At 54.4% G+C, this 19,044-nt stretch carries 20 protein-coding genes; 9 read left to right on the plus strand and 11 right to left on the minus strand.

The features are described from left to right. Window positions 1–138 precede the first annotated feature (138 nt). The 4 genes from NSQ46_RS18750 to leuC all read right to left on the minus strand — a co-directional run bounded on the left by NSQ46_RS18750 (window position 139) and on the right by leuC (window position 4,705). The gene (locus NSQ46_RS18750) at window positions 139–840 is read right to left on the minus strand and encodes a GerMN domain-containing protein (protein ID WP_028403586.1); all 702 of its coding nucleotides are present in this window, start codon (window positions 838–840) and stop codon (window positions 139–141) included. Window positions 841–970: 130 nt separating this feature from the next. After that, window positions 971–2,401: an N-acetylmuramoyl-L-alanine amidase family protein gene (locus NSQ46_RS18755; RefSeq protein WP_007129892.1), complete on the minus strand. Its 1,431-nt coding sequence runs from the start codon at window positions 2,399–2,401 to the stop codon at window positions 971–973. 257 nt (window positions 2,402–2,658) lie between these two features. Further along, on the minus strand, window positions 2,659–3,261 hold the full coding sequence (leuD, locus tag NSQ46_RS18760) for a 3-isopropylmalate dehydratase small subunit (protein ID WP_028403587.1): 603 nt from the start codon (window positions 3,259–3,261) through the stop codon (window positions 2,659–2,661). Between the two features lie 19 nt (window positions 3,262–3,280). Next, window positions 3,281–4,705 (minus strand): 3-isopropylmalate dehydratase large subunit, encoded by a 1,425-nt coding sequence (leuC, locus tag NSQ46_RS18765; protein WP_028403588.1) that lies wholly within the window; start codon window positions 4,703–4,705, stop codon window positions 3,281–3,283. A 182-nt stretch (window positions 4,706–4,887) separates the two neighbouring features. Here leuC and NSQ46_RS18770 point away from each other — a divergent pair, with 182 nt between their 5' ends. Further along, on the plus strand, window positions 4,888–5,817 hold the full coding sequence (locus NSQ46_RS18770) for a LysR family transcriptional regulator (protein ID WP_028403589.1): 930 nt from the start codon (window positions 4,888–4,890) through the stop codon (window positions 5,815–5,817). Between the two features lie 195 nt (window positions 5,818–6,012). Here the strand turns inward: NSQ46_RS18770 and NSQ46_RS18775 are convergent, their stop codons facing one another. Beyond that, on the minus strand, window positions 6,013–6,198 hold the full coding sequence (locus NSQ46_RS18775; RefSeq protein ID WP_007129888.1) for a hypothetical protein: 186 nt from the start codon (window positions 6,196–6,198) through the stop codon (window positions 6,013–6,015). 118 nt (window positions 6,199–6,316) lie between these two features. Beyond that, on the minus strand, window positions 6,317–7,129 hold the full coding sequence (locus NSQ46_RS18780; protein WP_028403590.1) for a carbon-nitrogen family hydrolase: 813 nt from the start codon (window positions 7,127–7,129) through the stop codon (window positions 6,317–6,319). A 281-nt stretch (window positions 7,130–7,410) separates the two neighbouring features. On the opposite strand from NSQ46_RS18780, the gene NSQ46_RS18785 reads away from it, so the two are divergent. From NSQ46_RS18785 to NSQ46_RS18820, 8 genes are all read left to right on the plus strand, one after another. After that, the gene (locus NSQ46_RS18785; protein ID WP_210094612.1) at window positions 7,411–8,601 is read left to right on the plus strand and encodes a pyridoxal phosphate-dependent aminotransferase; all 1,191 of its coding nucleotides are present in this window, start codon (window positions 7,411–7,413) and stop codon (window positions 8,599–8,601) included. Window positions 8,602–8,972: 371 nt separating this feature from the next. Then, window positions 8,973–10,076 carry a glutamate 5-kinase gene (proB, locus tag NSQ46_RS18790; RefSeq protein WP_245255921.1) on the plus strand — a complete coding sequence of 368 codons (1,104 nt, stop codon included), beginning with the start codon at window positions 8,973–8,975 and terminating at the stop codon, window positions 10,074–10,076. A gap of 47 nt (window positions 10,077–10,123) precedes the next feature. Then, window positions 10,124–11,371, plus strand: coding sequence for a glutamate-5-semialdehyde dehydrogenase (locus NSQ46_RS18795; RefSeq protein ID WP_210094614.1), 1,248 nt, complete (start codon window positions 10,124–10,126; stop codon window positions 11,369–11,371). A 42-nt stretch (window positions 11,372–11,413) separates the two neighbouring features. Further along, complete coding sequence (gene proC, locus NSQ46_RS18800; protein WP_342574320.1) at window positions 11,414–12,283, plus strand: pyrroline-5-carboxylate reductase; 870 nt, start codon at window positions 11,414–11,416, stop codon at window positions 12,281–12,283. Further along, the gene (locus tag NSQ46_RS18805; protein ID WP_342574322.1) at window positions 12,280–13,494 is read left to right on the plus strand and encodes a 2,3-diketo-5-methylthiopentyl-1-phosphate enolase; all 1,215 of its coding nucleotides are present in this window, start codon (window positions 12,280–12,282) and stop codon (window positions 13,492–13,494) included. The genes proC and NSQ46_RS18805 overlap by 4 nt, the downstream gene beginning before the upstream one ends. After that, complete coding sequence (locus tag NSQ46_RS18810) at window positions 13,491–14,171, plus strand: 2-hydroxy-3-keto-5-methylthiopentenyl-1-phosphate phosphatase (protein WP_342574323.1); 681 nt, start codon at window positions 13,491–13,493, stop codon at window positions 14,169–14,171. Before NSQ46_RS18805 ends, NSQ46_RS18810 begins: the two co-directional genes overlap by 4 nt. Before the next feature lies 1 nt (window position 14,172). Further along, a complete protein-coding gene (locus NSQ46_RS18815) occupies window positions 14,173–14,838 on the plus strand; it encodes a methylthioribulose 1-phosphate dehydratase (protein ID WP_007129880.1) in 666 nt (221 codons plus the stop codon). Between the two features lie 128 nt (window positions 14,839–14,966). Further along, window positions 14,967–15,260: an SdpI family protein gene (locus NSQ46_RS18820; RefSeq protein WP_007129879.1), complete on the plus strand. Its 294-nt coding sequence runs from the start codon at window positions 14,967–14,969 to the stop codon at window positions 15,258–15,260. 64 nt (window positions 15,261–15,324) lie between these two features. On the opposite strand, the gene NSQ46_RS18825 is transcribed toward NSQ46_RS18820, so the two are convergent. The 5 genes from NSQ46_RS18825 to NSQ46_RS18845 form a co-directional block, all read right to left on the minus strand. Continuing rightward, entirely contained in the window at window positions 15,325–15,465 is a 141-nt protein-coding gene (locus NSQ46_RS18825; RefSeq protein WP_007129878.1) for a hypothetical protein, read from the minus strand. Window positions 15,466–15,494: 29 nt separating this feature from the next. After that, window positions 15,495–16,610: a hypothetical protein gene (locus NSQ46_RS18830; protein WP_028403596.1), complete on the minus strand. Its 1,116-nt coding sequence runs from the start codon at window positions 16,608–16,610 to the stop codon at window positions 15,495–15,497. Between the two features lie 25 nt (window positions 16,611–16,635). Beyond that, window positions 16,636–17,091, minus strand: coding sequence for a hypothetical protein (locus NSQ46_RS18835; protein ID WP_007129876.1), 456 nt, complete (start codon window positions 17,089–17,091; stop codon window positions 16,636–16,638). Beyond that, the gene (locus tag NSQ46_RS18840) at window positions 17,088–17,699 is read right to left on the minus strand and encodes a sigma-70 family RNA polymerase sigma factor (RefSeq protein ID WP_342574325.1); all 612 of its coding nucleotides are present in this window, start codon (window positions 17,697–17,699) and stop codon (window positions 17,088–17,090) included. Before NSQ46_RS18840 ends, NSQ46_RS18835 begins: the two co-directional genes overlap by 4 nt. A 361-nt stretch (window positions 17,700–18,060) precedes the next feature. Continuing rightward, window positions 18,061–18,867 carry a CPBP family intramembrane glutamic endopeptidase gene (locus tag NSQ46_RS18845; protein WP_342574326.1) on the minus strand — a complete coding sequence of 269 codons (807 nt, stop codon included), beginning with the start codon at window positions 18,865–18,867 and terminating at the stop codon, window positions 18,061–18,063. Window positions 18,868–19,044 lie beyond the last annotated feature (177 nt).

Here is a 19,044-nt window from a genome sequence, read left to right on the forward strand (position 1 = left end):
ATTACCTGACAAACTTTAGACGCTGACCCTGGCTGAAAGTTGCGAAATTGTTCCCATATTACCAAAAAAAACTCCTACTTCATCACTGAAATAGGAGTTTCGGCTTTCATATATGAGAAACCAAGTAGTTCAACAGTATTATTTTCGAGTCATAGGATGTTCAATCTCCACATGCCCCATCAAGCTTTCGATCTGCTGTCCGTCGACCAGCAGTTCGATCGATTTGACCTCTTCAAATTGGAAAAAGGTCTTCTGCAAGGCGTCAATGGCGAACATTTCACCTCCCGCGCCCAGATTCGCCTCAGCCGGCTTGCTGATGTCGAGCGTCAATGCACCTTGATCGAACTTTAACGATTTCAACGTAATTTTATCCGACCATAACGGGTTAAGGGATGCGTCAGAGCTCGTTTGGAGAGCCTCGAATGCTTTTTTATACTTATCCTCGTCACCCGAGTAGGTGATCTCACGGCTTGCCTCTTTAAGCTCCATTACCTCCGGGTCGGTATAGTAGAGCTTGATGCTCGACTTATTCTCAGGGTTGACGGCAGCATCTACCTTCTCAGGTTCAGTCGGAGGCGTATCCTTTCCGCTGGCCGGTGGTGTTGTGCTTTCCCCGCCGGACGCAGTCTGGCCTGTTCCCTCCGGTACTCCAGCGTTAACCGGTTCTACTGCCTCATCCTCGTTATCTTGGCCAGCCGCCTGATCGCCTGGATCCGCCTGATCCGCATCCACGGTCTGTTCCGGAGTATCGGCGGGGGCTGCAGCCGGCTTCTGGCCGCAGCCTGCGCTAAAAACAAGCAGCAGCGCCAGCATTCCTGTCATCCAATATTTCTTGTTCATCGTTGTGTCCCCCTCTAGGTTCATAAAATCTTGTACAGGTAATTGTACGTGAAGGAAGTATTCAGGTCTCATCATTTTTTTATCCGTCCTATGTAAGTAGCTGCGGTTCGATGAGCCTCAAGTAAAAACCTCACTTAAGATATTCTTTTATACCCTCAACAATACCTTGTGCAACACGATTCTGAAAATCTTCGTTAAACAACTGGGCTTCATCACCCTTATTGCTCAGGAAGCCGATTTCGAGGAGGACCGCCGGCATCTTCGTTTCCCGGGTTACATGCAGGCTGCTGTATTTAACGCCCCTGTCGAACAGCCCAGTCGCTTTGGCCAAATGCTTGTGGATCACATTGGCGAGCTGTTTGCTCGCATCTCTCGTATAATATGTTTCCGTGCCGTTCGGACTGCTGGACGTGCTGCTGTTGCCGTGGATCGAGACGAAAATGTCCGCTTTCAAATCGTTGGCGATCTTCACCCGATCCTTGAGTCCTAGCGTGGAATCATTGCTGCGCGTCATCACGACTTCAATGTTCTTCTCATTCTTAAGCAGGGCCTCAACCTTGAGTGCCAGGTCAAGGTTCATGACCTTCTCCGATTTGCCCGTCACGCTGGTCGCCCCCGGCTGACTGCCGCCATGTCCGGCGTCGATGACCACAATCTTCTTGCCGCTTCCGGATACCGGAGGAACAGGCGGTATCACCATATCTCCCTCTGCATTCAGATCCACGATCGTCAGCCCCGATTCATGAGTCACCCCGTAGCTCGCGGGTCCGTTCAAATCAATGACAACCCGTACTGTTGACGGGCTATGGCTGAAAAGCGCAAACCGGATCTTGGCTACGTCGGGATAATCCGTTACGGCCATCTCGCCGCCGCTGCTGGGATTCATTACGTGATCGGCCAGAAAGGCTTCGGAAAATGCCGTATTCGGCAAATCCACCACGATGCGGTCCGGCCCCTTCATCGGAAATACACTCGGAGCAACCGTTCCCTCTGTGGAGATCATCAAACGATTGTCGCTGAAAGAAATCCCAGTCAAGGTCGATAAATCGGCGTTATTCCCAGGAGCAGACGAGTCCGTCCCCGAACCTCCTCCGCTCCCCGGCGAGGTACCTGCATCCGGAGACGAAGGAACGGGCGATGTCAGGTAGACCGCTTTTGCTGCGTTGTCCCACTTGACGTCCAGGCCCATTTGTTGGCTGACGAAGCGCAGCGGGACCAGCGTCGTGTCCCCGCTTAATACCGGAGGAAGATTTAAATCGACCAGTTCGCCGTCCAGCTCCGCTTGAGCGTTGCCGACAACCATGCGCACGCTCTTGTCGCTACTCGACACCGTCACCGACCGCGAGGACTTGTCCCAGCGCACGTCAAATCCGAGGTTCTCCGATACGACCCGGATCGGTATCATCACATTTCCCTTGATGTTGTCGACTTTGACGCCGGACGACAAATTCAGCTGCTGTCCGTCCAGATAAATGGCTGCGCCGGAAGAAGCCGCGTCCACGGACTTAGGAAACACCAGCAAACATAGAATCAGCGCCAACAAAAAACCTAACTTCTTCATGAATCCACCTCGATCATCCCATGATTGAATTTTCTACATATAGAACCGACATACCGACAAACCGCCACTTACAATCTATCATTTATGTAAATCGGCATTTTCGGAGAAAAAATGTACCGGACAAATACCGACATTCACGCTCTTCTGTGAACAATTGCTGCATATTACTTCCATCATACCAAAAAAAACTTCCATTTCCTACATAAGAAATGGAAGTTTAATAATCTTGTAATCTTTTGACGAGCAAACCTTCGCAATTAGGCAAACAGACGGGATGCGTGCTTCTTCTCGTAAGCGTCGATCTCGCTCTCGTGCTGGAGCGTCAAGCCGATATCGTCCAAGCCCTGAAGCAGAAACTGGCGGCGGTGCTCATCAAGGTCGAAGTCGATATGAAATCCTTGATTATCGGTAATCGTCTTGCTCTCAAGATCGACGTTCAGCTGATAACCGGCATTGGCATCGGTGCGCTGGAACAGCTCTTCCACCTGCTCCTCGGAAAGCTTGATCGGCAGAATGCCGTTCTTGAAGCAGTTGTTATAGAAAATATCGGCAAACGACGGTGCAATGACAACGCGGAAGCCGTAATCCAGGATTGCCCAAGGCGCATGCTCCCGGGAGGAACCGCAGCCGAAGTTTGCCCGCGAAATCAGGATCGAAGCGCCTTGATAACGCGGCTGGTTAAGCGGGAAACTTTCAATTTCCTCCCCCTGCTCGTCAAAGCGCCATTCATAGAACAGGAACTGCCCAAACCCTGTGCGCTCGATCCGTTTCAGAAATTGCTTAGGTATAATTGCGTCGGTATCGACATTCACGCGGTCGACAGGCGCCACGATACCGGTTAATTTCGTAAATGCTTGCATACGTTTCTCCTCCGTCCTCTTAGCTTACAACTTCTTCAGCAACAAAATTCCAGTCGCGAACATCAACGAAATGGCCTTTCACGGCCGCCGCTGCCGCCATGGCAGGAGATACGAGATGCGTTCTGCCGCCGCGGCCTTGACGTCCTTCGAAATTCCGGTTCGACGTCGAAGCGCAGCGCTGTCCTGGCTGAAGCACGTCCGGGTTCATCGCAAGACACATGCTGCAGCCCGCTTCACGCCATTCAAAACCGGCTTCGATGAAAATTTTGTCAAGCCCTTCCTTCTCGGCTTGGAGCTTGACGCGTCCCGAGCCCGGAACGACGATTGCCGTCACGTTATCCGCCACTTTGTGGCCTTTGGCAACCGCCGCCGCTGCACGCAGGTCTTCGATGCGTCCGTTGGTGCAGGAGCCGATGAACACGTAATCGATCGGAATTTCCGACATCGGCGTACCAGGAACGAGCGCCATGTATTCAAGCGCCTTTTCAGCAGCTTTCCGTTCGTTTTCCGTCTTGAAATCGGCCGGATTCGGAACGGTTGACGTAATGTCGGTTCCCATGCCCGGGCTTGTTCCCCAGGTTACTTGCGGAATCAGCGATTCAACGTCGAATTCCACAACCTTGTCGAACTCGGCACCCTCGTCGGTTACGAGCTCTTTCCAAGCTGCTACAGCCTCATCAAAGGCTTCGCCTTGCGGCACGTATTGACGTCCGCGCAAATATTCGAAGGTCGTCTCATCCGGTGCGATCATCCCTGCTCTCGCTCCGCCTTCGATCGACATGTTGCAGACCGTCATCCGCTCTTCCATCGACAGCTCCCGGATCGCCTCGCCCGTGTATTCAATGACGTATCCGGTCGCAAAATCCGTTCCGTATTTTGCGATGACGCCAAGAATCATATCCTTAGCCGTTACGCCTGGATTGCGTTTGCCTACAAAGCGCACTTCCATCGTCTTGGCTTTCGCCTGCTGAAGGCACTGCGTTGCAAGCACATGCTCAACCTCGCTTGTGCCGATCCCGAAAGCTAGCGCTCCGAATGCCCCGTGCGTGGAGGTGTGGCTGTCGCCGCACACGATCGTTTTCCCCGGATGCGTCAGTCCCAGCTCCGGTCCCATGACGTGAACGACGCCCTGATCGATGGTGTCCAGATCAAACAGCGTTACGCCGAAGTCCTGGCAGTTCTTGGTCAACGTATCGATCTGCTGCTTGGAGATCGGATCCGTAATGTTATAGCGGTCCTTAGTCGGCACGTTGTGGTCCATCGTAGCGAATGTCAGCTCCGGACGGCGCACTTTGCGGCCGCTGAGACGCAGTCCCTCGAACGCCTGCGGCGAAGTCACCTCGTGAACGAGATGCAGGTCGATGTACAAAATGCCCGGTTTACCCTCTTCCTGATGAATAACGTGATTATCCCAAATCTTCTCGAACATTGTCTTCTTACCCATCAATATCACCCCATTGTTCTATCGTCCATTGACAGGATGACCGCCCTTGATCGCCTTGTGGTACAAGCTTTGCAGCGCATCATCCTTACGTTGATAGTAATATATCATTTCCATCTTCATTGTTCCAAGATATAATAACTATAGATGTAATAGGATACAGCTATAACGGGGTGATGATCTTCATGGAACTTAGACAACTGCAATATACGCTGCAAATCGCAGCGGACAAGAACTTTTCCCGGGCCGCGGAGAAGCTCCACATCGCCCAGCCCTCGCTGAGCCAGCAGCTGTCCAAGCTGGAGAAGGAGCTTGGCGTTCTGCTGTTTCAGCGCAACACCAGCTCGGTCGAGCTGACGCACGCAGGCGCAAGCTTTGTGGAGCATGCCCAGAAGATCATGGACGCGGTCGAGCAGCTGAAGCAGGAGATGTCCGACATTTCCCAGCTTCGCAAAGGCAAGGTCGTCGTCGGCAGCATGCCGATCACGGGGTCCCATCTGCTGCCAAGGGTGCTGCCGGCGTTCAAGAAAGGGTATCCGGATATTGAAATCACGCTCCTGGAGGACTCCTCCATGAACCTGGAGAAGCTGACGGCGAGCGGCAAGGCTGATCTGAGCCTGTTGGCGCTCCCGCTCACCGAGCCTTCGCTATCCTGGATTCCGATCGGCGAAGAGATGATCGATCTCGCGGTTCCGCCGCAGCATAAGCTGGCACGGCGGGCGGCGCATGACCCGGTCCGGCCGATTTCCCTTGATGAAATCCGGGACGAGGAATTCGTGGTGCTGAAGAAGGGTCAGGGCTTTCGGAAGCTTACATTCGATATTTGCCGCGAAGCAGGCTTCGAGCCGAAGGTGGTGTTCGAGAGCAATAACATCGAAACCTTGCAGTCCCTGGTCGCGACGGGCATGGGGGTTACGCTAGTCCCGCGATTCATTGCCAGAGCGAAGCGAAGCGAGTTTATCCCCGTCTATCTGCCGCTTGCCGAGCCGGTCCCCAGCCGGACGCTCGTCGTTGCCTTCCGCAATGGACGGTATTTGTCGAAGGCGGCGGACGCCTTCATCGATACCTTCAAGCAGGTCATGGATAAACTCGTGGTGGAAAGCGTACGTGAGTAATCGGGAGTCCGTCCTGATTCATCCGAAATCGGAAACGGGTTCCTTCTATTCGTATAAACCCGCAGCAAAGGGCCCTTGCCAAGGTCAATGACCTATAACAAGGGCCTGCTTTTTTTATTTTTCTCTGTCCTAGTACCGTGCCTGCCATCCTAACCTGCGAAAGAGCGTCAGCTGCCGTGAATTTTGATCGGCGAGCTATTTTCGCAGATTGTGCTGGTCGATCATCCGATTTTGCTCATCCGCCGTGCGCGATTGATCTTGTAAGGACTCGTTCCTGCTGTTGCTTCCGCCGCCCGTTACTTGCTCGACGAAGCTGCGAAACTGCGCCTTCTGATCTTCCTGCTCAATGCCGCGGCTGTCGAATTGGTTGTTCTCTGCCATGCGTTCGAAAACCTCCTCTCAGTCGGATTACCCATAGTATACCCGCCTGACCGCATATGAAACTGAAATTTCAGGTGCGCATCCTTGCTTTCTTTTGCTTTGGATTTTTGCAAAAACCTTACTTAAAATACAAGTGAGGCCTCCGGTCCTCGAACACCGGAATCCGCCCCTTCACTTCACCTGGTAGGGTGCAATCCAGCGTGCCGGTGACGATGGATTCCTCTTCACCGCCTTCGGCAATCACTTCACCCCAAGGATCGATCAGCAAGGAATGCCCGAAAAACTCCGTCTCTCCGCTGCGGCCGACCCGATTGCAGGCAACGACATACATTTGATTCTCGATAGCCCGGGCCGTCAGGAGCGTCCTCCAGTGATGGAGTCTCGGATGCGGCCACTCGGCCGGAACGAACAACACGTTCGCGCCTGCCAGCGCCAGCGTACGGGACAGCTCAGGAAATCGGACGTCATAGCAGATCGATGCCCCGGCTTTCAAGCCCTCCAGATCAAAGGTGACCGCTTCCTCTCCGGCATGAAGAAACTTCTCTTCATCCATCAAACGGAACAGATGCATTTTCGAATACCTTGCGGTAATCTCGCCATCCCTTCCAAATACGTACATCGTGTTGTATATCCGATCGCCGATCTTCTCCGCTACCGATCCGCCTACGATATGAACGCCATGCCGCTTGGCGAAGTCGCTCAGCCGCCGCTTCGTCTCCTCCCCGTTCGGGTCGGCAAGCTCTCCAATCCGGTCCAGCGCATACCCGGTATTCCACATTTCCGGCAGCACGATCACGTCCGGCCTTTCTTCTGCGGATACGGCCTTCTCCATCATCGCCGCCAAATGGTTCGTATTGGCGCCCGGTTCGCCTATCTCGATATAAGCTTGAATGAGCGCGATATTCAATTGAGGCTTAGCTCCTCCAGTCACTTTCGGTTCCCCCTTGTCATGCCTATATTCTTTTGAATTAGGAATCAGGTCAAATACTCATGGTTTAGCGCAAGCGGTCCTTGTCCAAACGAACCCTCGGCTGTTCTTGACATCATCATAGCCCCGAAGGGCCTGCCGCCGCAACCCTGTACGCCATTTCCCTCTATACACCCCGGATAAATCGTGATAAATTAATGCTAATTGTTTTAAGACCGCTGATACAACCATGCATAATGAAGGGGAATCAAGCGCAATTCAATAACCGGAGTGATGAATCCGCCATGAGCAAACCTAATCAACCATTCCATATCGAGCCGGCCGAGATAATGCCGACGCTGCCGACCCAGTTTTTCGCGACGCTGGTCTCGAATGTCAACAGGCAGGTGGCCCAGGGTCACGACGTCATTAATCTCGGCCAGGGGAATCCCGATCAGCCGACGCCTCCTCATATCGTGGCAAGCCTGAAGGAGGCAGCCGACAATCCTCAATATCATAAATACTCGCCGTTTACCGGCTATTCGTTTCTTAAGGAAGCGATTGCCCATCGTTATAAGGAGGATTATAACGTGGATCTGGATCCGGAAACCGAGGTCGCCATTCTGTTCGGCGGAAAGACCGGGCTCGTCCAGCTCCCGCAAGTGCTCCTTAATCCCGGGGACGTCTGTCTCGTGCCCGATCCGGGTTATCCGGATTACTGGTCCGGCGTTGCTCTTGCCCGCGCTGAAATGAAGTTTATGCCGCTTACGGCGGACAACGGCTTTCTTCCCGATTATAGCCGCATCGCCCCGTCCGACCGGGAGCGGGCTAAGCTGATGTTCCTGAACTATCCGAACAACCCGACCTCGGCGGTAGCTCCCCTGTCCTTTTACGAGGAGACCGTGGACTTTGCCGCAAAGCACGGAATCGTTGTGGCCAGCGATTTCGCTTACGGCGCGATCGGCTTCGACGGCAAGCAGCCTGTCAGCTTTCTGCAGGCTGAGGGAGCCAAGGACGTCGGCGTGGAGTTCTATACGCTGTCCAAAACGTATAATATGGCCGGCTGGCGGGTTGGCTTCGCTCTCGGGAACGCGAAGATCATCTCGTTGATCAACCTGCTTCAGGACCATATTTACGTCAGCTTGTTCGGAGGAATTCAGGCAGCAGCGGCTACTGCCCTGACTGCCCCCCAGGATTGCGTCCAAACGCTGGTAAGCCGTTATCAAAGCCGGCGGGACGCATTCTTCGCAGCGTTGTCGGAGATCGGCTGGGATGCGCCGAAGCCGGCAGGCTCGTTCTTTAGCTGGCTGCCTGTTCCCAAGGGCTATACGTCCGTTGCGTTTGCAAACCTGCTCCTTGAGGAAGCCAAGGTTGCCGTTGCCCCGGGAGTCGGTTTCGGCGATCACGGCGAAGGGTATGTCCGCGTCGGTCTGCTGAGCAGTGAGGAGCGGATGCAGGAAGCGGCATATCGAATCGGCAAGCTGGGCCTCTTCTAGAAGCTTCGTTTTTGCTTTGAAAAAACGGCATCAATATGATATTCTTGCAATACATGAACATTGAATCGTCAAACGCGATGACGGGACCAGTACGAAAGCATACGGCGCGCAAACCAGAGAACGAGCTCCACTGGCTGAGAGGGCTCGGCGCGGCCCCTTTCCGAAACCTACCCCCGAGCGGCCTGCTTCAAGCAGGACAGCGCCTTCTGTTACAAGGCCAAAGCCGGATGGGCATGAAATAGCTCATCAATAAAGGTGGTACCGCGGAAGACTAGCTTTCGTCCTTTTTCAAGGACGGAAGTTTTTTTATTTCTATGATCATGCATCCATCAATGCTAGAGACTAAAAATACGTACAAGGAAGTGATTGCGATGAGCTCACGCATCGTCGTCAAGATCGGAAGCAGCTCCCTCACAACCGAGGAAGGCGGCTTGAATCTGGATTCCGTCGCCTTCTTCGCTGCCGAGCTGGCAGCCCTGCGCGGTGCCGGCCATGAGGTTCTCCTCGTGACCTCCGGCGCGGTTGCCGCAGGCTTCCGGGAGATCGGCTATGAGAGCAGGCCGAAGCTGCTTCATGAGAAGCAGGCCGCGGCTGCGCTCGGCCAGGCGCTGCTGATGAGGGCATACCAGAATGCCCTAGCGGAGCACCGGCTGAAGGCGGCGCAGATTTTGCTGACCCGGACTGATTTTGCGAACCGGAAGCGCATGAACAATGCGAATATGACCATTTCGGAGCTGCTGAAGCAGGGCATCATACCGATCATTAACGAGAATGACACCGTCTCGATTGATGAGCTGAAATTCGGAGACAATGATACGCTTTCCGCCCTCGTGGCTAACCTCGTTCGAGCGCAGCAGCTCATCATCCTGACGGATACCGACGGGTTGTATACGGCGGATCCGCGCAAATCTCCCGATGCCACCCGGTATGAGGAGATCGAGGAAATTACCGAAGAGATATACGGCATGGCCGGAGGCGCAGGCACCAGCGTCGGTACCGGCGGGATGCGTTCCAAGATCGACGCAGCCAAAATCGCAACGCGCGGCGGCGTTCCGGTCTTCATCGGAAGAGCGGACGCGGCGGGAGATCTGCTGCTGGCCTACGAGCATCAGGGGAAGGGCACGTATTTCGCAACACAACTCTCCTCTCTGCCGATGAAAAAACAGTGGCTAGGCTTTATGTCATCTCCCTTGGGACGGATCATCGTCGATGAGGGCGCGGAGGAAGCGCTCCTTCACGGCGGGCACAGCCTGCTGCCGGTCGGCATCAAGCGGCTGGAAGGCAGCTTCCATGCCGGAGATGTCGTCGAAGTGCTGAACATGAACCGGGAACGGCTCGGAAGGGGCATCGTCAATTATGACGAGGAGCAGCTGCAGGCCGTCATCGGCTTGCCGAGCAGCCGCGTGTTCGAGCTGATCGGCGACGTGCACCGGCTTGAGGTGATTCACCGGGACGAATGGATTACCCTGAAATAACGATGATTGGATCATAACGATCGCTTGATTATAAGGAGGAATGAACCGTGAGTGAAGTAAGGGAAAAAGCACAGCTTGCCAAACAAACCGCCGCCGTGCTCGGCAAGCTGACCACGAATGAAAAGAATAAGGCTCTGCTTGAAATGGCCGACGCGCTGATCGCGCGCGCCAGTGATATCATGGAGGCGAATGCCGAAGACCTCCGGCGCGGCAAGGAGAACGGAACGTCCTCCTCCCTGCTGGACCGGCTTGCGCTGAATGAAGAACGGATCCTCGGCATTGCCGAGGGGCTGCGGCAGATCGTGGAGCTTCCGGACCCGATCGGCGACACGCTCGAGACGATTGAGCGTCCGAACGGCCTGCATATTGTAAAGAAACGCGTCCCTCTCGGCGTCATCGGCATCATCTATGAAGCCCGCCCGAATGTAACGGTGGACGCGGCGGGACTCTGTCTAAAGACGGGCAACGCCGTCGTGCTCCGCGGGGGCTCCTCCGCTCTCTCGTCCAACCGCAAAATCGTGGAGGTCCTCCACGAAGCGATGGAGCGGACCGCGCTCCCTGCGGCATCCCTGCAGCTCATCGAGGACGCGAACCGCTCGTCCGTTGACGAGATGCTGAAGCTGAACGGGCTGCTCGATGTCATTATTCCTCGCGGAGGCAGCTCGCTGATTCAGAATGTCGTTATGAATTCCACCGTGCCCGTCATTGAAACAGGTGCCGGCATCTGCCATACGTATATCGACGAGTCGGCTCAGCCCGACATGGCTGCCGCGATCAGCCTCAATGCCAAGGTTCAGCGCCCTTCGGTCTGCAATGCGATGGAGACGCTGCTCGTCCATGAGGCGTTTGCCAAATCCCATCTTCATTCCTTGGCCGAAGCCTTCAAGGAACGGAATGTAGAGCTTCGCGGCTGCGCGCGCACGCTGTCTTATGCACCTTGGGCCCGCGAAGCCTCTTCCGAGGATTATGCGACCGAGTACAACGACTATGTTTTAAATGTTAAAATCGTGGACGATCTCGATCAGGCTCTCGCGCACATTGCAGAATACGGCACCAAGCATTCCGAATGCATTGTGACGGAGAATGGGCAGAATGCCGAGCGCTTCCTTCAGGAAGTCGATGCCGCCGCCGTGTATCATAATGCGTCGACGCGCTTTACCGACGGATTCGAATTCGGCTTCGGGGCCGAAATCGGTATCAGCACCCAGAAGCTGCACGCCCGGGGACCTATGGGCCTTCCTGCGCTTACTTCCTCCAAATATGTTATTATCGGTAGTGGCCAAATACGAGAATAAAAATACATTCATTCATATCATCCATGAAGGAGGAAACCTACTATGTGCCAAACCCCACAGAACCGCCCGCTGATCGATAAAGCCATTACATTTTACGGGGCGGGCTCGATGGCTGAAGCGATCGTGAAGGGCCTTGTAACCCGCCATGTCGTACAGCCCGAGCGCATTACGATGCTGAACCGCAGCAATGTCCAGCGTCTCGAGGAGCTCAGTCAACGCTACGGCGTCCAGTTTAACAGCGATGCGGACGCGAAGCATCAAATTCTCAAAACCTCCCCAGTCATCGTGCTGGCCATGAAACCAAAGGATGCTGCAAAGGTATTGAAGGAGCTAGGGTCGATCCTGTCCGCCGATCAGCTGATCATTTCGGTCATTGCCGGCCTCTCGATTCATACGACCCAAACGCTGCTCGGCACGAATCAGCCAATAGCACGCACGATGCCGAATACGTCCGCTTCGATCGGACTGGGCTCGACCGGCATCTCCTTCTCCAAGGAAATCAGCGAGGAGCAGCGCCAGCTCGTCCTAACATTATTTGAAGCGGTGGGCCAGGTGACCGTCATTGAAGAGGAGAAAATGGACATTCTTACCGGCATCTCGGGAAGCGGTCCAGCTTACTTCTACTATATGATGGAAGCGATGACGGCTGCCGGCATCCGCGGCGGCTTATCGCCTGAACAAAGCCGCGACCTGACGCTCCAGACGATTCTGGGCGCAGCCCGAATGGTGCAGCAAACCGGCGAGCAGCCGGCAGCCCTACGGGCAAAAATCACATCGCCGAACGGCTCCACGCAAGCAGCCCTTGAAACGCTGGACCGCGGCGATTTCTTTGAGACGGTCATCGCTGCCGTCAACCGCTGCGCAGAGCGCTCCAAAGAAATGGGCGCGATGCTGAAGGAGCAAGCCCTATGAGCCGTTCAATCGCAACCTACAGAATTTATGACGACCAGGCGGATTTTCGTAAAAAGGCGACCTCCATCGCCGTTGGCATGACGGTCGGGAGCTGGACCGAGCTGCCTGCGGCCAAGCAGGAAGCCATGCAGAAGCATCTAGGCGAAGTGGTGGACATCCAGGTCCATGAAGGCTGGGAGCCCGGCAGCCGTTATGCCGATATCAGCATCGCCTATCCGGATATCAACTTCAGCCGGGACATTCCAGCCCTGCTTGTGACGGTATTCGGCAAGATATCCATGGACGGCCGCATCAAGCTGACCAACCTGGATCTTTCGCCGGATTTCCTGTCAGCATTCCCGGGGCCGAAATTTGGGATCGACGGCGTGCGCGACCTGCTCGGAGTTCATGACCGTCCGCTCTTGATGAGCATCTTCAAATCGGTGATCGGGCTAAGCGCAGATGAGCTTAGGGAGCAATTCATTCGCCAGGCCCTCGGCGGCGTTGACCTGATTAAGGATGATGAAATCCTGTTCGAAAATGAGTTGACCCCGATCGAGACACGGGTTCGCTTATGTATCGAAGCTGCCCGCGAGGTCGAGCAGCAGACGGGCAAAAAGCTGCTGTATGCAGCCAATCTGACAGGACATACTTCGAAGCTGCGGGATCAGGCGCTGCGAGCGATCGACGCCGGCGCCAACGCGCTGCTGTTCAACGTCCTGTCCTACGGATATGACGTCCTGCACGAGCTCAGCTCCGATCCGGACATCAACGTGCCGATCGAAGCTCATCCGGCTTTGGCAGGGGCCATCTACCCGTCTCCGCATCACGGAATCGCCGCGCCGGTTCTGCTCGGCCAGCTGATGCGGATCGCCGGCGCCGACCTGGTCCTGTTCCCGTCGCCTTACGGCTCGGTCACGATGCCGCGGGAAGAGAACCTCGGCATTCGGGACGAGCTGCATACCGTCAAGCTCGGCGTCAAGCGGAGCATGCCGGTTCCGTCGGCAGGCATCCATCCTGGACTCGTACCGCGCATTATCCGCGACTTCGGAACAGATGTCGTGGTGAATGCCGGCGGAGGCATACACGGCCATCCGCTGGGCACTGAAGCCGGCGGAAGAGCCTTCGTTCAGGCGATCGAAGCGACGATGAAATCCGTGCCGCTTGCCCACTATGCGGAGGAGCATGAAGAACTGAAAGCCGCGCTGGACATCTGGGGAGGAGAAGCATGACAGCTCAAGGAAAAACGCCCGTCATTTTTTGCGATTTTGACGGAACGATCACGAACAACGACAATATTGTAGCCATTATGAAGCATTTCAAACCGGAAGGCTATGAGGGAATCATGAAGGATACGGTCGAGCGGACGATCTCGATCCGGGAAGGGGTCGGGCGGATGTTCGCCCTCTTCCCTTCCTCCATGAAAGAGGAGATTACATCCTTCGTGCTCGAGCATGCCGGCATCCGCGAAGGCTTCGACGCTTTTCTTGAGTATCTGAAGCAAGAAAGCATCGAGTTTTTCGTCACGAGCGGCGGTATCGATTTCTTCGTCGATCCGATCCTGAAGCCGTACGGCATTCCGGCAGACCATATATTCTGCAACGGCTCCAATTTTGAGGGGGACACGATCGAGATTACATGGCCGCATCCATGCAAGGATTCGTGCACGAACGATTGCGGCATGTGCAAGGTTACCGTGATGGACCGATTCCCGGCGGATCAATATTACCGGATTCTGATCGGAGACAGCCTCACCGATTTCGAAGGGGCCAAGCAGGCCGATCTGGTGTACTCGCGCTCCACGCTCACGGAGCAGTGCCGGAAGCTGGGCGTGCATCATGTGCCGTTCGAGACCTTTACCGACATCTATGCCGATCTGAACGACAAGCTGAAACAGGGGGTGCTGTGATATGGCATTTGCCGATATCCTGCTGGAACAAAAACAAGCAGCCCTTGACGACCTGCGCGGCGTCAAGGAGCTTTTTGCCTCGCGCAACTGGTTTCCCGGAACAAGCGGAAATCTCTCGGTCCGCGTCGGCGACTTTACGCCCGAGGAGTTTTACTTTGCTATAACCGCGAGCGGAAAGGACAAGTCCGTACATACGCCGGAGGATTATCTGTTTGTTGACCGTAACGGGAAGCCGTGCGAGACGACCGGGCTCAAGCCTAGCGCCGAAACCTTGATCCACTGCGAAATTTATCGCAAGACCGGCTGCGGGGCCATTTTCCATGTGCATACGATCGACAACAACCTGGTCAGCGAATGGTACGGTGATCAGGGCTTCGTTCCTGCGCAGGGCATCGAGCTGATCAAGGCGTTCAATATTTGGGAAGAGGATGCCGCCATCTCCATACCGATTCTGCCCAACTATGCGGACATCCCGAAAATCGCGGCGCTTGTCCCGGATGCTCTTGATCCCTCCGTGCCCGGGATCCTTCTGCGGAATCACGGCATCTATGCCTGGGGGCGGAACGCCTTCGAGGCGAAGAAGCATCTGGAGGCGTTTGAATTTATTTTTGAATACACCTACCGCCGCCTTCTCCTGAACGCTGCAGGCAGTAACCAGGCAAGGTAAACCCTAACCCTAAGTGAGCGAGCCCGGACGCCGGGCAAACCGCTTTACGCTAAGTCCGCTGCGCCCCGATTGTTTCTAGACGCTCGGGGCACAGAGCGGGCATCATTTTCCTGAGGAGTGTGTATTCCGTGATTCAAGGATTAGCCATAGGCATCATCTTTATTTTGTATGGATTGCTCCTATACCTGGTTCCTCCCAAGAGCATCAAGAGCTTTTATGCCTACAAAACAACGTCTTCGCTTAAAAGCGAGCGGCGTTTTAAAGTCGCCAACGCCTACGTCAGCCTGCTGCTCATGATCTTCGGGGTCGTCCTGCTCGCCATCGCGAGGCTGACCGGCAGCTTTACGGCTACGGGTATTGCAACGCTCGTCGTGTTTATCCTGATTTACATCCTGGTTGAACGCAAATTAAAAAACATGTAAAGCGATCCTTCTCCAGGATCGTTTTACATGTTTTTTGCTTCTTGGATATGACTAACGGATGCCTTTATAAATGTCCCTGCTCATACTCTACGTAGGAAATCCTCGCATACGGCTCCGGATCCGATGGCAGGTAATGGTTTACGACGAACAGGCATGTCACCACAAACAGTAAAATGTACAGCACATACGCCAAATTTTTAACCACAAATATCTCCTCCTCATCCCTTCCGCCGATTAATCGCGGTCGAAATCATCGTAAGGCCGGTCCTCGAACCGTGCTCCCTGCTTCGGTGCCATCATCAGCTTGATGCCGCCGCCGATCAGCAGCACCGTAACGATCGCCGTCTTCATGAAATCCCGGATCCGGGAATCCAGGTACAGATTCGGGAACAGCGTCTCGAGATACGGCAGGACCACACTGGAAAATACGAAGTAAATGCCCAGCAGCACAAGTCCTAAACCGAGCCAGCGCTGCTGGCCGGATGTGCTGGCGATGATCGGCCGGTCGCGCAGCGGCTCCCGGCCGTAGCGGCTGACCTGCTGCAGGCCGTCGAAAAAGGCATAGCACCAGATCAGCGGAATCATAAACAGAAACAAGGACAGTCTAAGCACATCCAGCACATAGATGCTGCCCAGAAACAGGATCATCAGCTGGAGGCCCCGCTTCTGCAGTCCGAGGTACATTTGCCCCGCTCCAGGGAATGCAGACAGCATCGTAGCAAACACTTTGCTGCGCCGTCCGCTCTCACGACCGCTCTCCAGCTCTTCGAACAGCGTCCGGTCCATCAAGAACTCTCCTGCCTGCTTACGGTTAAGGAGCTGAACGACATCGAACATGCAGTACAGCCAGATCACCGGCAAGATGCCCAGAAAGAGCAGAAATACCGACTCGTGCGTCAATCCGGTCAGAAACACCAGGATGGTGCCAAGCCCGAAGAATGCGATCAGAAAAGACAATCCGCGCTGCATCAAGCCAAGCTGGAAATGTCCCAGCCCGGGTATAAACGACAGCAGGATCGTGAAGAAGCGTTCGGAATCGTCGCTTCGTTCGTTCGGCACTTCCATGGGCCGGCCATATTCATCATAAACGTAGGAAACCGGCGTGTAACGAAGCAGAGCCATTAGTAAATCGAGCATACTGATGCCCCAGATCAGCAATGCGCCAAGGATGCTCATGACAAACACGGTATTGGAGCCAGCCATAAACGTGAGCACCAATCCTCCCAACAAGCCGCCGAAGAAGAGCAGCGGATAGAGGACTGCCCGTCCGTTTCTCCCCCAGTAATAGTGGCCGAGGCCAGGGACAAAATTCAATATGAATGCAAGCATTTTGCTACGCTGCGGTTGCACAGTTCATCTTCCTTTCCAAAAATCCTTATTTGGGCAGCAGGCTGTCAATCCAGCCCGATGTTTTTTCTACCAGCTGATCGCTGTAGGACGGCGATTGGGAAAGCGGCGCCCCTTGCTCCGGACTGACCGACTGCAGTCTTTCGAACGCACCGGTAAACAGGAACAGCAGTGTGACGGATGCGGCAATCGCATAGTGAACGATCGCCTTCTCATACCATCGCTTCGGCCGGTCCGATGCGTATGCGGCTGCTCTTCGCGGATACGGCTTAATCTTTTCGTGATTCATGACTCGATCCGCGAATAAGGCCGGGTCCGGCAGATCCGGCAGTCCGTCTTGGCGGCTAAGCGCCTCCATATAGAGCTCAAGCAACGAATCGTCCGACAACAGGCGCTCTTCATACAAAGCCCGTTCTTCCGGGGCGGCTTCCCCTTTTATATAACGCTCTGTCATTGCTTTGCGCTCTTGAATCGACCATGTCATTTCCACTCTTCCTCCTTCCAGTGCGTCCGGATCCATTGCCGGGCCCGGTACAGCTTTGATTCCACCGTTTTGACCGAAACGTTCAGCTCGGAGCTAATCTGCTCATAATTCTTCTCTTCCAAATAAAATGCCGATATGATCTCCCGGTGATTGGCAGGCAGCTCATCAATTCGCGCCCGCAGCGTCTCCCTACGCTCCTTATGAATGAGCAAAGTAACGGTATCTTCTTCCGCGGAGGGGAGCTTGTCTAATACTTCTTCACTTCCGCCCGCCCCATGCTCAGGCGGTTTACGATCCCGCTTACGTTTCATGTCGATCGCTTTATTTAAGGCAATGCGGGTGATCCAGGTCTTAAAGCCTTCGGAACGGTATTGGGGGAGAGCTCTATAGACTTGGATGAAGACTTCCTGCGACGCATCCTCCGCATCCTTGATATCTCGAAGCACCGAGTATGCGGTATGGAACACATGCTGGCTGTACGTATCAACCAGCTCCCGAAAGGCCTCCTGCTCGCCTTGAAGGATGCGTCTTATTAATCGTTCAGCTTCAATAACTCTCCCCTCCTTCCCAATATCAATTGACGCAAGACTACATGCCTGCCCCTGCAACTTTTTTAAAAAAATTTTTCGTTACTTCTAAAAATCGTGCGTCAAGACAGGGGAAATTAGTCTCCCCTTTGGCGTGGAAGCAGAAGCTTGCACTGCCAGTAAGCGCCTAGTTTGTCTCAGACAGACGGAATCGACCATATTGCAGGATGTGCTTGGACGCAGAGTCCGGACTCCATAAAAAGAGGGCGGCCCGAAGGCGCCCTAGATCTGCCGCTATTTTCGATTTCGGTTAATTCATGTTCAATTGCCGGATGATTCCGCAAGCATTTTGTCCGCGATGACAATGGCATGAAATGGAGAATCGTTCGATTTGAGATTCCGGCCGCAGCTGTTAACCGTCTATTCCTTGCACCGGCTGCCGTCAGAGGATCATCCCGCTGAGAACAAACCACATATTCATGACGAAATGCATGGTGATGACCGGAGCCAGACCCTGTGAGCGGATGGCTACGCCGCTCATCATCATGCCAAAGAAGGAAAATAACAGGCAGACGATCCACGGGAAGCCCAAGTGCAGATGGTAGAAACCGAAGGCAGCTCCGGCAATCACCAGTCCTTGGATTTCGCCGAAGTCTTCCGTTAGGCGGCTTAGAATATAACCGCGCCACAGCAGCTCCTCCAGAACGGCATTGATGGATGCGAATAGGAGCGCATATCCGATCAGAGCGATGAGTCCAGGCTGCCCCCAATCGATGAGGAAGGCAAACACGGCTCCCGTTACGGCCGTAAATATGAGGATAAATCGCCAGATCGGTTCCTTGTATAACCCTCGCATGATCCATGGGAAATAGATCGGATTGCTCCATTTCCCTACGGCCATATAACGGGGCTTGCTCTTTTGGAAGCAGCTGAAGATGGCCATGGGCAGAATGAACGCGATTAAACTTAGCCTTGACAACCCCACTGCCAGTCCCATGTCATCGGCGAGCCATTCTTTTATGTAGTCTCCCAGCGCGCTGTACATCCGGTATCCAAACGTAATGCAAGCAGCTGTTATCGTGGCTCTGCCTAACTCCTCCGAGGCGTTACGGAGAGCATAACCCGCCAGAATGAGGCCCAGTCCCCATAGCCATGCCATTCCAGGTGCAGCCATCTGGGCACCTATGATGGTAATAACCATCAATAACAAACAGGCGGTCCATTCGCCTGATCTTTTCTTATGCAGCAAACTGTTCTCCCCATCCGAAATACTGTCGTCTTTTCATGATACGCTTGAAGCGGCTCATATTCAATACACTAAGCAAATGTTGGCATTCGCCTTCGACGATCAGGCAGCAGCTTGCGTATTCATGGATAGGATGAAGCAGGTTTAGTCAAAACTTAAATCTTAATTCGAACAGCTGCC

Origin of the sequence: Paenibacillus sp. FSL M8-0142 (assembly GCF_038597315.1) — a bacterium.
Lineage (GTDB): Bacteria > Bacillota > Bacilli > Paenibacillales > Paenibacillaceae > Paenibacillus_AQ > Paenibacillus_AQ lactis.

Bases quoted from the DNA above. Each gene is read 5' to 3' on its own strand.
- NSQ46_RS18785 (WP_210094612.1), top strand. From the start codon at position 7,411: ATGAGCAAACCTAATCAACCATTCCATATCGAGCCGGCCGAGATAATG.
- NSQ46_RS18815 (WP_007129880.1), top strand. From the start codon at position 14,173: ATGGCATTTGCCGATATCCTGCTGGAACAAAAACAAGCAGCCCTTGAC.
- NSQ46_RS18755 (WP_007129892.1), bottom strand. From the start codon at position 2,401: ATGAAGAAGTTAGGTTTTTTGTTGGCGCTGATTCTATGTTTGCTGGTG.
- proB (WP_245255921.1), top strand. From the start codon at position 8,973: ATGAGCTCACGCATCGTCGTCAAGATCGGAAGCAGCTCCCTCACAACC.
- NSQ46_RS18770 (WP_028403589.1), top strand. From the start codon at position 4,888: ATGGAACTTAGACAACTGCAATATACGCTGCAAATCGCAGCGGACAAG.
- NSQ46_RS18810 (WP_342574323.1), top strand. From the start codon at position 13,491: ATGACAGCTCAAGGAAAAACGCCCGTCATTTTTTGCGATTTTGACGGA.
- leuD (WP_028403587.1), bottom strand. From the start codon at position 3,261: ATGCAAGCATTTACGAAATTAACCGGTATCGTGGCGCCTGTCGACCGC.
- proC (WP_342574320.1), top strand. From the start codon at position 11,414: ATGTGCCAAACCCCACAGAACCGCCCGCTGATCGATAAAGCCATTACA.
- NSQ46_RS18750 (WP_028403586.1), bottom strand. From the start codon at position 840: ATGAACAAGAAATATTGGATGACAGGAATGCTGGCGCTGCTGCTTGTT.
- NSQ46_RS18805 (WP_342574322.1), top strand. From the start codon at position 12,280: ATGAGCCGTTCAATCGCAACCTACAGAATTTATGACGACCAGGCGGAT.
- NSQ46_RS18835 (WP_007129876.1), bottom strand. From the start codon at position 17,091: ATGACATGGTCGATTCAAGAGCGCAAAGCAATGACAGAGCGTTATATA.
- NSQ46_RS18775 (WP_007129888.1), bottom strand. From the start codon at position 6,198: ATGGCAGAGAACAACCAATTCGACAGCCGCGGCATTGAGCAGGAAGAT.
- leuC (WP_028403588.1), bottom strand. From the start codon at position 4,705: ATGGGTAAGAAGACAATGTTCGAGAAGATTTGGGATAATCACGTTATT.